Consider the following 16014-nt stretch of genomic DNA (forward strand, 5'->3'; position numbering starts at 1 on the left):
CTTGCCTTTTTCATTGTAGTATTTTCTTAACGGTGTGGTTTTTCTTTTGCAGATTGCACATTTATTATTTAAAAAGTCGAAGAATCCCATGAAATCTACTCCTATTTACTTACAGATAATCGTATTCTAGGGTATTTTTATCGTATTATAGTATATGCTTGGCAACAGCATAGGTTTTATAGAAGGCGCAGTTTGGCATGTTACTCTACACGTTTGCCAAGGGATTCTACACGTTAGGCAAGTGATTCTACATATTTGGCGAGTGATTCTACATGTCTGGCGAGTGATTCTACATATTTGGCGAGTGATTCTACATGTCTGGCAAGTGATTCTACATGTTAGCCAAGATATTCTACATGTCTGGCAAGGGATTCGACATATTTACCAAGGTATTCTACATATATGCCAAGTGATTCTACATTAATGCGATGATCTTCTCCATATTCAAAATTCTCCATTTCGTTTAACCGATTAGCCCCCAATATCAACAACTACATTAAGAACAGCAGGGAAGCACAGGAAAAGAACATTTTGTGAACCTTTGATTTTTTTAATTACAAAATCTATAAAAGTTCGGACGAAGAGACTAAGATGAAGTAGAAATGATGGTGGTCCACTTCATAAAGAAATGCAAGCGTTTACGAAATGAAATTTCAGAGGAACTGGGACAAAGTGTTTGAACTCCATCTACGTTTGCTTAGAATAGCACAAATATAGTTGTGCTGCTACTAGAGTTGGTTGCCGTTTTACTAGTTTACTTAATATTACATTTACACCCGACTATGGGTTTAAAATTTTAACAAAAATGGGGGATATTCAATGTCAACTTTACGCGAAGAAGCGTTAAGAATGCACAAGGAACATAAAGGGAAGGTTGGAGTCTATTCGAAGGTTCCGGTCCATAATGCAAAGGATTTAAGTTTGGCCTATTCACCAGGTGTGGCTGAGCCTTGCTTGGACATCCATGCAGATGAGAGTAAGGTCTATGATTACACCTCAAAAGGGAATCTTGTTGCCGTTGTTTCAAATGGAACGGCTGTCCTGGGGCTTGGAAATATCGGTCCAAAAGCAGCGATGCCTGTTATGGAAGGAAAGGCAGTGCTATTCAAATCGTTCGCGGATGTAGATGCATTCCCGATTTGCTTAGGTACTACTGATACTGACGAAATCGTCAAAACCGTTAAGCTGTTAGAACCAACCTTTGGCGGGGTGAATCTAGAGGATATTGCAGCGCCGCAATGCTTTGAAATTGAAGCCCGCCTTCGCGAAGCTTGTGATATTCCTGTTTTTCATGATGACCAGCATGGTACCGCGATTGTAACAGCAGCCGGGTTAATCAACGCTTTAAAATTAGCAGATAAACAGATTGAAGACATTCGGGTTGCCGTCAATGGTGCGGGTTCAGCAGGTGTAGCGATTGTTAAGCTGTTGCTATCTATGGGTGTAAAAGATGTTATTTTATGTGATACAAAAGGCATCATTTACGAAAGCCGTCCGGTTGGAATGAATAAATTTAAAGATGAAATGGCGAAGATCACGAACAGAGAGCAGAAACAAGGCACATTAGCTGATGCACTTGTTGGCGCTGATTTATTTGTTGGTGTATCAGCAGCTGGAGCAGTAACAAAGGAAATGGTTCGTTCGATGCATCGTGATCCAATTATTTTTGCAATGGCTAACCCAACTCCGGAAATTATGCCGGATGAAGCAAAAGAAGCAGGAGCACTTGTAGTTGGTACAGGGCGTTCAGATTTTCCTAACCAGGTTAATAATGTGCTTGCCTTCCCAGGAATTTTCCGCGGTGCATTAGATGTCCATGCCAAGGAAATCAATGAGGAAATGAAGCTTGCTGCAGTATATGCGATTGCTGGTTTAATTTCTGATGAAGAGCTTCATGCGGATCACGTTATTCCTGATCCATTTGACCCTCGGGTTGCAGCACATGTAGCTTCTGCAGTTGCAAACGCTGCAATAGAAACAGATGTTGCTCAAAGAATTGTCAATGTCGAGGATATCAAAAAGCGCTTATTGGCATTTGCAGAACAAAAACAACCAGCGCTTGTATAAGTAAGCTGGTCCTAAAAAGTATAGCTAGTTGTATAAGTAGGACTATCTCATCCTAGGGTGAGATAGTCTTTCAAATTTTGAGAAATGGGTGCAGAATCAAATTGGGTTAGTAATTTTTTAATAGAGCTAGGCGATGAAAAGGTTGTTTTTTTCAGGGGATAGAGGAACTGCAATCGGGCAGAATTAGAAAGACATTTTAGTTAGTAAAGAAAGTAAAATTTTTTAGCCTTGAGAACTGTCTAGCTGCAGCGCCCAGCGACTAGTGTACTTCGCCCACTTCCCTACGATAAGTTAAGCACGAATGCGCTAACGCTCTTCGTGTTTCCTTTATCTCAGTCAGTGTGCTCCAGTCCTGTCGTGCGCTAAACGGGCGCTTCCGCTTTTCTGATGGAGGGGATTGGGTTGGCGATTGCGCTGACGATGTTTGTACTGGGAATGTTATTAGGATTTGTTGGAGCCGGGGGCTCTGGCTTTATTATTGCGATTTTAATGGTTCTCTTTGGAGTACCGATTCATACAGCATTAGGAACTTCACTGGCAGCGATGGTGTTTACCACTTTGTCGGGGGCTTTCAGCCATTTTCGCCAAGGAAACATTGCGGTTAAAACGGGTCTGATTGTGGGCGGATTTGGTGCAGTTGCTTCCTATTTTGGCTCCAAGCTGGCCGGCTTGATTCCAGTGCAATCTTTGCATTGGCTAACAGCGGGAATGTTATTTCTATCCGCCATTATCTTGGTCGTCCGTTTGTTTATTGTTCAAAAAATAAAGACAAACCGTCATAAAGAGGCAGCTGGGAACCTATTGCTAATTAAGAAAGCGGCTGTTGTCGGTCTTGTTACAGGACTATTGTCTGGTACATTTGGGATTGGTGCGGCTCCTTTCATTCAAATTGGATTGCTTGTCATCATGGGTCTTTCGCTTAGACAATCAGTGGGGACAACTATGCTTGTGATCTTGCCCATTGCGTTAGCAGGTGGAGTTGGCTACTATTTTCAGGGATACTTAAATTTTACCCTGTTAGTGGAAGTAGTGGCAGGAACCATGATCGGTTCCTATGTTGGCGCTAAGTTTACAACCCTTGCACCGCAGCCAGTCTTAAAAGGAGCGATGGTGCTAACACCTATTATCGCAGGAGCGATTATGTTAATAAGTAAAAGATAGAGTCAAAGACTGCAAACGATTTTTATCAGAAATCCTTGCAGCCTTTTTGCGTTAACAAATCAGGACAGGTGCCTTACAAAATATAGAAGGTATCTGCCATAGGTTGAAAAATTTTTAAAGGTGAAGCCAGCAACCTTTCAAAGGATGGAGGGGAAATATGAGAAAGGGAAGATGGAGCTTACAGTCAGTCATTATTATGTTTGTATGTCTTGTGGTCACAGTTTCCCTGCTGATAACGGATTTGCTTATTAGTACGAGAGTAGCTAAAGGGACGGAAGAAAGTCAGGCTGAGAAGGCGAGAAACGTAGCACGTATGGTAGCACATAGTCCGCTTGTGATTGAGGCCATGAGCGGAAAACGGAATGAAAAGGATATCCAACCGTTTACCAATGAAATCACGAAGGCCACGAACGTCTATTTTATTGTAGTAATGGATATGAAGGGGATCCGCAAATCCCATCCCGATCCTAAAAAGATAGGAAAACCCTTCGTAGGTGGTGATGAAGGGCCTGTCCTAAAAGGGAAAGAGCATCAGTCAATTTCAAAGGGCTCGCTTGGACCTTCATTACGATCTTTTACGCCAATTAAAGACGAAAAAGGAAAGCAGATCGGGGCAGTTGCAGTGGGAATTTCTCTAGATAATGTGCAAAAGGCCGTCAATAAGAGCCGGACTGGGATCTTTATTGGGACGATCATTGGCGTCTTAATCGGTGTTCTCGGGGCTGTTATTTTAGCAAGATATATTAAAAAAATATTACTTGGGCTTGAGCCGTTTGCGATTGCGAAATTATTAGAAGAACGAAGCGCCATGCTGCAATCGGTGCACGAGGGAATTGTGGCGGTTGACCAAGAGGCAACAATAACACTCGTTAATCGAGCGGCGTTAAAGCTGTTTGAAAAAGCAGGGCTGCGTGAAAATCCGATTGGAACAAATATCGAGGAATATATGTCGACAGCCCACTTGAATGATTTTTTAAAGACAGGTAAAGTCGAATTGGATGAAGAACAGAATCTAAATGGGATCACCCTCTTAACCAATCGTGTGCCTGTTATTGTTGGGAATAAAGTAGTCGGGGCAATTGCTACCTTTCGCGATAAAACCGAAATCCAGGTGCTCGCCGAACAACTGACGGGAGTGCGCATATATGCTGACGCACTTCGGGCCCAGGCACATGAGTTTATGAATAAGCTACATGTGATTATGGGGATGATCCATATGGGATATTACGATAAAGTAGTCAACTATATCAATGAAACGGTTGACCATCGGAACACTGAAATTGGCTCCGTTACAAAGAGGATAAAGGACCCTGTGCTAGCTGGTTTTTTAATTGGAAAGCTTAGTCATGCAAGAGAATCTGGGGCAGAGTTAATTGTTTCCTGTGATCACCCGCTGCCGCAGCCGGCTGATTCCGGTGTTACCCACGAGCTCATTACGATTGTTGGTAATTTCATCGATAATGCCATCGATGCTGTTGCCGATTGTTCAGTCAAAAAAATAGCTGTCGAGTTCGATTATGGGGATGATATTTTAACAATCAAAGTAAAAGATACAGGAGCAGGCATGAGTGAGGAGCTGCAAAACCAAATTTTTAAAAAGGGATTCTCCACAAATGGCGAAAATAGGGGGTTAGGACTGTATCTTGTCTCACAAGCGATTAAAAAACTGGAGGGGGAAGTAATTCTTTCATCAAAGCCAGGAAAAGGAACCGTTTTTGCCGTCTATCTACCATATATAGCAGAGGGGGAGCCAGGATGATCCGAGTAATGATTGTTGAAGATGATCCAATGGTAGCTGAATTTAATAAGCGCTATCTTGAGAAAGTGCAAGGATTTACGTTGATCGCAATGGCCGCATCAGTTGACGAGGCCATTAAGATCATTGAAAAAGTAGAGATCGATCTTATTCTCTTGGATATTTTTATGCCAGGGAAACAAGGACTAGATCTGTTAACCTACCTCCGCGAACATGAGAAAGAGACAGATGCGATTATCATTTCAGCAGCATCTGATATGGAAAGGATTAAAAAAGCCTTACGATACGGGGCGGTTGATTATTTAATTAAACCGTTTGAATTTGAACGCTTTAACAGGGCGTTGGTTTCCTATAAGGAACAATCTAGGCTCATTCATACTCAACAGTTTATTAACCAAGATGTGTTGGATCAGCAGCTTTTGCACCGCGAGGAAAAGCCGCTGATTGAAGATCTTCCAAAGGGACTAACAAAAGATACCTTAAAACAAATTTGGGAAGCAATTCAAGAACTGAAACATGTCCCGTTCTCAACCGAGGATGTCGTGAAGCTCGTTGGAATTTCGCGTGTTTCTGTCCGTAAGTATTTAAATTTTTTAAAGGAAATTGGCATTCTTGACGTAAAGGTGATTTACGGTACAGTTGGAAGACCCGTTTACCAGCATGAATTTAACCCATTTAAGGAACATCTCATTAAAAACTTTTTGTAAGCAGCATTGGACTTTTCTTTGGACGTATAAAGCAATCCAGCTACAGCTTCCTGCTCCTAGTTTGGACGCTTTCACTTTTTTTATTTACAAAAACACTTATTTAATTTACATAAACTATGAAAGCGTTTTATTTCGGCCTATTATTAAAACATAAATAAATAGGGGGATGAACGTATGGAACCAGCTAAAAAAATGGAACCGCTTACCGCTGTTGAGGGTGGGATACAAGATAATAAAGGTTTTTTTGCTAAATTTGGAAGTATAAAAATAGGGGTAGTGCCATTACCGCTTTATCTCATAATCGCAGCTGTTATTCTAGCATCTGCAAGCTATAAACTGCTTCCCGCTGATATGATCGGCGGCTTTGCCATTATCATGGTACTGGGGATATTTTTTGGTGAAGTTGGAATGAAGATTCCAATCTTAAAGGATATTGGTGGTCCTGCTATTTTAGCACTCTTAGTTCCGTCAATTTTAGTGTATTTGAATGTTTTTAACGAAACTACAATAAATGCAACTACCCAACTGATGAAAACATCAAACTTCCTTTACTTATATATCTCAGTTTTAGTTGTCGGCAGTATTCTTGGGATGAATCGCCGTACTTTGATTCAAGGGTTCATTCGCATGTTTGTTCCGCTGATTGTCGGAACACTTGCCGCTGTTGCCGCAGGTGTACTTGTAGCAATGCTTTTTGGATATGATATGAAACACGCATTTTTCTTTATTGTTGTTCCAATTATCGGTGGCGGAATCGGAGAAGGCATTTTACCTCTTACACTCGGTTATGGACAAGTACTTGGAAAAGCATCTGAATCATTTGTCGGCCAATTAATTCCGGCCGCTGTAATTGGTAATACTGTTGCAATCATTTGTGCCGGTGTTCTTGCAAACATTGGCAGGAAAAAACCGCATCTTACTGGTAACGGCGTTTTAGTTAAAACAAAAGGCGGCGACGGTATCACAGAAGCAACGACAATTGATAAGCCGATTGATTTCTCACTAATGGGCGCAGGCTTGCTCATTGCTTGCAGCTTCTTTATCTTTGGCGGACTGGGAAATAAATTTTTAGGAATTCCTGGACCAGTGTTAATGATTCTTGCAGCAGCAATTGTAAAAGCAGTTAAAGTTATGCCACCTAAAATGGAACAAGGTGCCTATCACTTATATAAATTTGTATCAGGCAGCTTGACTTGGCCATTAATGGTTGGATTAGGAATGCTTTATATTCCGCTTAAGGATGTTGTAAAAATTGTTACACCCGGATATGTAATTGTTTGTGCAGCCGTTGTGTTGGCAATGATGGCTTCTGGTTTCTTTGTAGGAAAACTAATGAAACTGTACCCGATTGACTCTGCAATTGTTACAGGAACTCACAGTGGTTTAGGCGGAACTGGGGACGTAGCGATTCTTTCAGCTTCCGGCCGGATGTCATTAATGCCATTCGCACAGGTTTCAACAAGAATCGGCGGTGCTGCAACTGTTATCGTAGCAATCATGTTATTGAAACTTTTTAGCTAGAAATTTCGGGCCGTGCTGACACGGCCCGTTTTTACTTTTTTTGATGGTGGATTGAACATTCAGCTCCTCAAAAAAGCTGACAGGAGGGTGTGCGCCAGCTTCCGCTTTTTTGGAAAAAATGATTGCGGGTAATTGGAAAATGTACCATAATAGAGGAAACGAATACATATTTAAAATTTGTAATATTTGAACTATTCATGAACCTTAGTCGACGAAGGATAGGAGCCTTTTAAAATTGAGGGATACCATTTATTACAAAAATGCTATCTGACTGTTTTAAAGGGCTCTTTTAATAAGGGGAGGAAGTAAAGTGGAATTTTATAAAAAAAATATTAATGGGAATAACCTTCAAGTGGTGGATTATCCGGGTGAAAAAGGCCCGATTGTTATGATTCATGGTTTAACTGGAAGTCACAAATATATGCACTATTATGCTGAAAAACTCAAGGGTGAGTATCGGGTGATATCCCTGGATTTGCGCGGACGCGGGAATAGTGATAGCACCGATCCAGAGCCATCCATCTTTAAACATGCAGAGGATATCATCGGATTAATCAAAATGTTAAAGCTTGAAAATCCTATTCTTATAGGACACTCGATGGGTGCGTTTATTTCAGCGATTGTAGCCAGCAAATTACCATCAGTAAAAGCCGTTGTACTCCTTGACGGTGCTGCTAGGATGTCTGAACACCAAAGAGCGATTGTGAAGCCATCTTTAGGACGGCTTAGTAAAGAATATCAATCGAAGGACCATTATATTGAAGAAGCCAAACAAATCTACAGTCATTTGGGCATCAGCTGGAATGACATATTGCAGGACATAGTCGAATATGAGGTCGAACCTGTCGGCGATTATTGGAAAAATAAATCAAGCGAAGCGGGTATTTTAGGCGATTCGGAAAGCTTTTATACGTTTGAAGTAAAGGAAATTTGCTCGAAAATTATGTGTCCGGTCTTGCTCGTGTATGCAAAGGGAGAAATCGGCGCGATGCCGCCGCTTTTTTACTTACGTGATTACGAAGATACACAAGCCTATACAAAAAACATTGAAACAGTCATTTCCGATTGTAACCACTACACCATGGTTTTTGAAAACCGTGAAGATATCAATGGCTATATTGAGAAGTTTTTGAAGAAAATTGAGGCATAGAGGAATCAGTAGGGAGAAGGTAATTACTTACTCAGTCTAAAAAAGAGGAGCATATCACAATGTGATTGCTCTCTTTTTTGGTTAATTTCACTAAGAATGTGGTCTTAGACATAGCTTAAGCTGTTGTAAGATCTAACAAATTGTGACATTTGCGGAAAAAAGTTGTGAATACGGCGGAATGTTAGCGAAAACGCACGGAATGTAATCACATTCACGCGGAATACATGGTCGAATTCGCGGAATAGATAATTAAAAGAGACGGATATCTTCACTAGAGGCTCACATATACCGCTCTAACCTATTGAAAAATTGAATAAGAAATTGATAGAAATTCTTTTCGGCAGGGGCAAGGTCTCTTTTTTTCGGTATGATCACACCGACTGTTCGCTGGACTTGCGGGCTATTAATCGGGATTTTGACTGTAAACCTGGGAATAGAGTCATAGAATGTGCTTTCAGGTAAAAGGCTGACGCCAATTCCTGCTGAAACAAGACCTTTTAAGGCATCCATATCTTCTCCCTCAGAGGTAATGTTTGGTTCAAAGCCAGCCTCGTTACATGCTTCTACCGCAATTTTTTGGAGGACATACCCTTTTGGAAACAACACGAATGACTCATTTCGCAATTCACCTAAAGACAAGCTTTTTCTGTCGGCCAGAGGATGACTGTTCGGAAGCAGGGCGACGATGGGTTCTATAAATAAAATTTTGGACTCAAGATCAGGATCCTTCATGGGAACAGGGCCGAGAAAGGACAAATCAATTTCCCCCTTTTTAACGGCATCAATTAAGTAGGAATAGGATCCCTGGCGCAAATGGAAGTTAACATTTGGCAGGATTTCCTTGTAGGCAGAAATGACATTTGGCAGCCAATATCTGGCCAAGCTTGTTGGGTAACCAATCTTGATTGTCCCGGCTTGCGGATCGAGATACTCATTAATTTTTTCCTTTGCTTCATCAATCAACTTAACTGCATTTTTTATATCATGTAAAAAGGTAGTTCCGATTTGGGTAATCCTAATGTTTCTGCCGACATGTTCCAGTAGCTTAACCCCTAGCTCCTCTTCCAGCTTAGTAATCTGATAGCTCACGGCTGATTGGGCAACATTTAAATTTTCAGCTGCTTCTGTAACATGCTCACGTTCAGCTACCTCGATAAAATATCGTAATTGTCGCAGCTCCACTTTTGCTGCCTCCTTCATTCATCTAAAAATTAGATTAATCTAATATAAATTATATATTGTTTATATCGTTAGGAAAACATAAAATTAAGATAAATAAAATATTTCGACAATAACCTACAGGAGGAGAATAAGGATGACCTATAACCAACTACCAAAAGCACAAGGTCTCTATCGTCCTGAATTTGAACATGACGCATGTGGAATCGGCTTATATGCTCACATAAAGGGAAAGGCTACACATGAAATTGTTACCAAGGGACTGCAAATGCTTTGCAAATTAGATCACCGCGGCGGCCAGGGAAGTGACCCGCTTACAGGGGATGGAGCGGGATTAATGGTTCAAATTCCGGATAAGTTTTTCAGGAAAGAATGTTCGGTAATGAAATTGCCGGAAAAAGAGAAATACGGTGTGGGGATGCTGTTTTTCTCAAAAGACGATGCGGAACGGGGAGAAATTGAAAAATATATCAATCTATTGGTTGAACAAGAAGGGGAAACGGTGCTTGGCTGGAGAACGGTTCCGGTCGATGCCGAAAAAATTGGGGTAACGGCGCAGGAGAGCTGTCCGGTCATCCGCCAGTTGTTTGTTGGTGACAACGAAAATCGTACGGATTCTTTAGGATTTGAACGAAAATTATACGTGATTCGGAAACAAGCGGAAAAATGGGCAAAGGAATCGGGATACCGTTTTTACTTTGCGAGTCTTTCCAGCAGAACGATTGTTTATAAAGGCTTGTTAACACCACAACAGGTCGATCAGTTTTATTTAGATTTGCAGGATGAGAATTTTGTGTCGGCGTTTGCTTTAGTGCATTCCCGCTTTAGTACAAATACATTTCCAAGCTGGGAAAGAGCTCATCCAAACCGTTATTTAATTCATAATGGGGAGATTAATACGCTCCAGGGTAATATTCACTGGATGAAGGCGCGTGAACAGCAATTCGTTTCCAAGGCGTTTGGGGAGGATTTGGCAAAAGTGCTGCCAATTCTTGATACGGATGGAAGTGACTCCTCCATCTTAGATAATGCGCTTGAATTCTTAGTGCTTGCCGGCAGGAAGCCTGCCCATGCAGCGATGATGCTCATTCCGGAGCCATGGTCTAACAATCCGCATATGACAGAGGAAAAGCGTGCTTTTTACGAGTATCATAGTTCTCTAATGGAGCCATGGGATGGTCCGTCAGCTATTTCGTTTACAGATGGAAAACAAATTGGCGCTGTATTGGATCGGAATGGTCTTCGTCCGGCTCGTTATTATGTTACTGAAGATGATTATATTATTTTTTCATCAGAGGTTGGGGTTATCGATGTTGAGCCAGAAAAAGTGTTATACAAAGAGCGCTTACGCCCGGGAAAAATGCTCCTTATCGATTTAGAAAAAGGACGGATTATTTCCGATGAAGAAGTGAAAGCAGAACTTGCACAGGCGCAGCCTTACCAGCAATGGCTGGATGAACAGCTTGTCCGCTTAGAGGATAAAATAGAGTCTGAGGGAGAAACATTAGCGAATTTACAAGTCCGCCAGAAAGCCTTTGGATATACCTATGAAGATATTAATAAATACATCCTTCCAGTTGTGAGTGAAGGAAAGGATCCGCTTGGGGCAATGGGAAATGATATGCCGCTTGCCGTGTTATCAGACCGGCCGCAGCTGTTGTTCAACTACTTTAAACAATTGTTTGCCCAAGTTACCAATCCGCCGATTGACTCGATTCGCGAGGCAATCGTCACTTCGACCGTTTCCTATTTAGGAGCTGAGGGCAATTTGCTTCATCCGACAGCAGGAAATTGCCGCCGGATTCAGCTGGAATCACCAATTATTACGAACAGTCAGCTTGAGCAATTAAAAGCACAGCCTGATTTTACTAGTAAAACGATAAATATACTGTTCACGGATGATCTCGAAGCCAGCCTTACAGCTGTTTGCCGTGAAGCAGAGGCTGCGATTGCGGACGGGGCCAGCTTATTAATCCTGTCAGACCGCAATATGAATGAAAAAGAAATGGCGATACCTTCATTATTGGCAGCAAGTGCCCTTCATCAGCACTTGATTCGTCAAGGCTTGCGGACAAAAGCCAGCGTCATTGTTGAAACAGGAGAAGCAAGAGAAGTTCATCATTTCGCGGTATTGCTTGGCTATGGTGTCGATGCGATAAACCCTTACCTGGCGTTTGCTGCCTATAAACAAGCAGTACAGGAAGATACTTTACCATACACCTATGAAGAAGCAGTTGAAAAATATGTGCATGCGATGACCGAGGGCGTTGTCAAAGTCATGTCCAAAATGGGGATTTCTACCGTTCAAAGTTATCGTGGTGCACAAATTTTTGAAGCGGTGGGAATTGGTTCGGATGTCATTGAGCGTTTTTTCTCTGGGACAGTCTCCCAGCTTGGTGGAATCGGTTTAGAAACCATTGCTGAGGAAGCGAAGCTACGTCATGAGGGGGCATACAAGGAATTAACCGACAAGACATTAGATTCAGGAAGCAACTTCCAATGGAGAAGTGACGGCGAACATCACGCCTTTAATCCGGGCACCATTCATACTTTGCAATGGGCGTGCCGCAACGGTGATTATGAATTATTTAAAAAATACTCTAATCTTGCAAATGAAGAGAGACTAGGCTTTTTACGTAACTTATTCACCTTTAATGGATCACGTCCATCCGTGCCGCTTGACGAAGTAGAATCTGTAGATTCAATTGTCCGCCGCTTTAAAACAGGGGCAATGTCGTTTGGTTCAATCAGTAAGGAAGCTCATGAAACATTGGCGATTGCGATGAACCGTTTAGGCGGAAAAAGCAACAGCGGTGAAGGCGGGGAAGATTCAAGCCGCTATGTTTTAGATGAAAACGGTGATAACAGGGGAAGTGCGATTAAACAAATTGCCTCCGGGCGTTTTGGTGTAAAAAGTCATTATCTCGTCAACGCTAAAGAGCTGCAAATAAAAATGGCACAAGGCGCAAAGCCGGGCGAGGGCGGACAGCTGATGGGCAAAAAGGTGTATCCGTGGGTGGCCGACGTTCGCGGTGCAACACCTGGCGTCTCTTTAATTTCACCTCCGCCGCACCATGACATTTACTCGATCGAGGATTTAGCACAGCTGATTCATGATTTGAAAAACGCCAACCGTGATGCCCGCATCAGCGTAAAGCTTGTCTCGAAAGGCGGCGTCGGCACGATTGCAGCCGGTGTTGCTAAAGCGGTTGCCGATGTAATCGTGATCAGCGGCTACGACGGCGGAACAGGTGCGTCACCTAAAACCAGTATCCAGCATGCCGGACTGCCTTGGGAACTTGGCCTTGCTGAAGCGCACCAAACGTTGATGCTGAACGGTCTGCGCGATCGGATTGTCCTGGAAACGGATGGTAAATTAATGACCGGCCGGGATGTAGTCATGGCAGCCTTGCTTGGAGCAGAAGAGTTTGGGTTTGCGACAGCACCGCTTGTTGTTCTTGGATGTGTCATGATGCGTGTCTGTCATCTGGATACGTGCCCAGTCGGGATTGCGACGCAAAACCCTGAGCTTCGCAAAAAGTTCACGGGTGAAGCTGATTATATTGTCAACTTTATGCGCTTTGTTGCCCAGGAAGTGCGTGAACTTATGGCAGAACTTGGCTTTAGAACCGTGGAAGAAATGGTTGGCCGCACAGATGTTTTAACAGTGAGTGACCGGGCTAAAGCACACTGGAAGGCACAGCATTTGGATCTAACCACTTTGCTATATCAGCCTGAAGGGAACCGTACGTTTAGACATGCGCAAAATCATCGAATTAATGATTCTCTTGATATCCAAAAAATTCTGCCGGCAGTGAAACCGGCGTTAGCGGAACAGATTCCTGTGGATATCAGCTTCCCAATTACAAACGTCAACCGTGTTGTTGGAACCATTGTCGGAAGTGAAATCTCTAAACTCTACGGTGAAGCAGGTCTGCCGGAGGATACGATTACCTTAAGGTTTGCCGGTTCTGCCGGTCAAAGCTTTGGTGCGTTTATACCGAAGGGGATGACCATGGAGCTTACCGGTGACACGAATGATTATGTTGGTAAAGGTTTGTCAGGCGGTAAAATTATCGTCAAAGCAGATGAACATACCATGATGGCTTCAGGGGAAAATGTCATTGCCGGAAATGTCGCTTTTTACGGGGCAACCAGCGGTGAAGCCTATATTAACGGCCGTGCCGGTGAACGTTTTGCTGTCCGGAACAGCGGTGCAAACGTGGTTGTTGAAGGAATTGGTGACCATGGCTGCGAGTACATGACAGGCGGCCGGGTTGTTGTTTTAGGTGATGTTGGCAAAAACTTTGCCGCAGGGATGTCCGGCGGGATTGCCTACGTCTTAACAGATGAGCCGTATGAATTTAGGCAGTTATGTAATCAAGCATTAATTGACTTTGAATCTGTTTCTGACCCGGCCGATCAGGCTGAGCTGAAACAGTTAATTGAAAATCATTTCCGTTATACACAAAGTATAAAAGCTAACAGCATTCTTGAAAGCTGGGAAGAAGCTGTGAAATATTTTGTCAAGGTAATACCGAAGGATTATAAGAGGATGATGAATCTGATCGAGGCCCAAAAAGAAACGGGCTTAACCGAAGAAGAAGCGGTTATGAGTGCCTTTTTAGCCAATTCATCTGCAAAATCAACACATGTAAAACAGCAGGAAGCTGTAATACGCTAAGAAAGGGGAGAGGAAAATGGGAAAAGCAACAGGTTTTATGGAATATGCCCGCGAAAAAGCGGAAGAACGGCATGCCCTTAAACGCCTTAACGACTGGAAAGAGTATAAGCTTCCTTTCTCTGCTGAAAAAATAAGCAAACAGGGGGCCCGCTGCATGGATTGCGGTACACCCTTCTGCCACATCGGGATGGAGATTCAAGGGGCAACATCAGGTTGTCCGATTCACAACCTGATCCCGGAGTGGAATGATTTGGTCTACCGCGGCCGCTGGAAGGAAGCACTTGACCGACTAATGAAAACGAATAATTTCCCTGAATTTACAGGAAGAGTTTGTCCGGCTCCGTGTGAAGGCTCATGTACCTTGGCGATTTCTGATCCTGCGGTTACGATCAAAAACATAGAGCAAGCGATCATTGATAAAGGCTTTGAAGAAGGCTGGATCACGCCGCGGGTTCCTTCATCACGGACGGGTAAGAAGGTAGCGGTGATCGGTTCCGGTCCAGCCGGTCTGGCTGCCGCTGATCAGCTTAACCAAGCCGGCCACTCGGTAACGGTATTTGAGCGTGCCGACCGGCCCGGAGGATTACTGATGTATGGAATTCCTAACATGAAGCTGGAAAAAGAAGTCGTTGAGCGCCGGGTTCGTTTATTGGCACAAGAAGGAATCGACTTTGTCACCAATACAGAAGTCGGCAAGGATATCACAGCTGTTGAGCTTCAAGCTCAGTTCGATGCAGTGATCCTTTGTACAGGTGCGCAAAAGCAGCGTGATTTGGTGCTCGAAGGCCGTGAAGCAAACGGGGTTCACTTTGCAATGGATTATTTGACCAAATCGACCAAAAGTCTATTAGACTCTAATTTTGAGGATGGTCAGTTTATTAATGCCGAGGACAAGGACGTCATCGTCATTGGCGGCGGGGACACAGGCGCAGACTGCGTGGCTACTGCACTTCGTCAAAAATGCCGCAGCGTTGTACAATTCGGTAAACATCCGCAATTGCCGGCTGAACGTACTGCTGACAATATGTGGCCAGCTAATCCAAATGTTTTTACAATGGATTATGCCTATAAGGAAGCAAAAGCTTCGTTTGGGGAAGATCCGCGCCAATACTCGATTCAAACGAAAAAAGTCGTTGCGGATGAGAATGGAAAGGTAAAAGAGCTTCACACCATTGAAATGGAGAAACTATGGGATGATAAAGGCTGTTACTATTATAAAGAAATCCCAGGCACTGAAAAAGTGTGGCCGGCGCAATTTGTGTTCATCGCGATCGGTTTTGAGGGAACAGAGCAGCCGCTGCTAAGCCAATTCGGTGTGAATACCGTGGGGCAAAAGGTTGACGCTGCATACGGAGAGTTCAAAACAAACGTCGAAGGTGTATTCGCTGCAGGTGATGCCAGACGAGGCCAAAGCCTAATCGTCTGGGCCATTAACGAGGGGCGCGAAGTTGCACGGGAAGTTGATAACTATTTGATGGCGTAATGATAGGAGGAGAGCAATCATGAATGATCGCTCTCCTTTTTAAATTACCTTTTTTTAGATGTGCTGTGCAAAGATTGCTGCTTTGGATATCGCTTGATCTGCATCGGCTACATTAAGGTTTGGCGCAATTATCATCTAGTTTGGCGAAATAAAATTAATTTTGGCGAAATCATTATAAAAATTGGCGAAATAAATTTAAAAACGGCGCAATTATGAGTGAAGTTGGCGCAATTCAGTTAAATCAGGATGATTCCATGAATGGGTATGGTACTATTGGTCCAAAGTTCTCTTTATAATCGAAAATAT

Annotated in this window: 9 protein-coding genes; 8 read left to right on the forward strand and 1 reads right to left on the reverse strand. The window is 43.0% G+C overall.

Annotation, left to right across the window (positions count from 1 at the left end; translation table 11 throughout):
• Positions 1-819: 819 nt before the first annotated feature.
• The 6 genes from ystJ (at position 820) to JN080_RS05115 (ending at position 8362) form a co-directional block, all read left to right on the forward strand.
• Entirely contained in the window at positions 820-2067 is a 1248-nt protein-coding gene (gene ystJ, locus JN080_RS05090; protein ID WP_256234839.1) for an NADP-dependent malic enzyme, read from the forward strand.
• A 402-nt stretch (positions 2068-2469) separates the two neighbouring features.
• Positions 2470-3228: a sulfite exporter TauE/SafE family protein gene (locus JN080_RS05095; RefSeq protein ID WP_256234840.1), complete on the forward strand. Its 759-nt coding sequence runs from the start codon at positions 2470-2472 to the stop codon at positions 3226-3228.
• A gap of 157 nt (positions 3229-3385) precedes the next feature.
• The gene (gene dcuS, locus JN080_RS05100) at positions 3386-4987 is read left to right on the forward strand and encodes a DcuS/MalK family sensor histidine kinase (protein ID WP_256234841.1); all 1602 of its coding nucleotides are present in this window, start codon (positions 3386-3388) and stop codon (positions 4985-4987) included.
• Positions 4984-5691, forward strand: a complete 708-nt coding sequence (locus tag JN080_RS05105) for a response regulator (protein ID WP_256234842.1) — start codon at positions 4984-4986, stop codon at positions 5689-5691. The genes dcuS and JN080_RS05105 overlap by 4 nt, the downstream gene beginning before the upstream one ends.
• A gap of 174 nt (positions 5692-5865) precedes the next feature.
• A complete protein-coding gene (locus JN080_RS05110; protein WP_256234843.1) occupies positions 5866-7212 on the forward strand; it encodes a 2-hydroxycarboxylate transporter family protein in 1347 nt (448 codons plus the stop codon).
• A 310-nt stretch (positions 7213-7522) separates the two neighbouring features.
• The gene (locus JN080_RS05115; protein ID WP_256234844.1) at positions 7523-8362 is read left to right on the forward strand and encodes an alpha/beta fold hydrolase; all 840 of its coding nucleotides are present in this window, start codon (positions 7523-7525) and stop codon (positions 8360-8362) included.
• 279 nt (positions 8363-8641) lie between these two features.
• On the opposite strand, the gene gltC is transcribed toward JN080_RS05115, so the two are convergent.
• Positions 8642-9544 carry a glutamate biosynthesis transcriptional regulator GltC gene (gene gltC, locus JN080_RS05120; protein ID WP_256234845.1) on the reverse strand — a complete coding sequence of 301 codons (903 nt, stop codon included), beginning with the start codon at positions 9542-9544 and terminating at the stop codon, positions 8642-8644.
• 133 nt (positions 9545-9677) lie between these two features.
• On the opposite strand from gltC, the gene gltB reads away from it, so the two are divergent.
• Together gltB and gltD are read left to right on the forward strand one after the other, a co-directional pair.
• Positions 9678-14225, forward strand: coding sequence for a glutamate synthase large subunit (gltB, locus tag JN080_RS05125; RefSeq protein WP_256234846.1), 4548 nt, complete (start codon positions 9678-9680; stop codon positions 14223-14225).
• Positions 14226-14241: 16 nt separating this feature from the next.
• Positions 14242-15708 carry a glutamate synthase small subunit gene (gltD, locus tag JN080_RS05130; protein WP_256234847.1) on the forward strand — a complete coding sequence of 489 codons (1467 nt, stop codon included), beginning with the start codon at positions 14242-14244 and terminating at the stop codon, positions 15706-15708.
• Positions 15709-16014: the final 306 nt, after the last annotated feature.

The organism is Bacillus sp. EB600 (assembly GCF_024494385.1).
Classification (GTDB): Bacteria; Bacillota; Bacilli; order Bacillales; family Cytobacillaceae; genus JAEVLT01.

Bases quoted from the DNA above. Each gene is read 5' to 3' on its own strand.
- ystJ (WP_256234839.1), top strand. From the start codon at position 820: ATGTCAACTTTACGCGAAGAAGCGTTAAGAATGCACAAGGAACATAAA.
- dcuS (WP_256234841.1), top strand. From the start codon at position 3,386: ATGAGAAAGGGAAGATGGAGCTTACAGTCAGTCATTATTATGTTTGTA.
- JN080_RS05105 (WP_256234842.1), top strand. From the start codon at position 4,984: ATGATCCGAGTAATGATTGTTGAAGATGATCCAATGGTAGCTGAATTT.
- JN080_RS05110 (WP_256234843.1), top strand. From the start codon at position 5,866: ATGGAACCAGCTAAAAAAATGGAACCGCTTACCGCTGTTGAGGGTGGG.
- gltB (WP_256234846.1), top strand. From the start codon at position 9,678: ATGACCTATAACCAACTACCAAAAGCACAAGGTCTCTATCGTCCTGAA.
- gltD (WP_256234847.1), top strand. From the start codon at position 14,242: ATGGGAAAAGCAACAGGTTTTATGGAATATGCCCGCGAAAAAGCGGAA.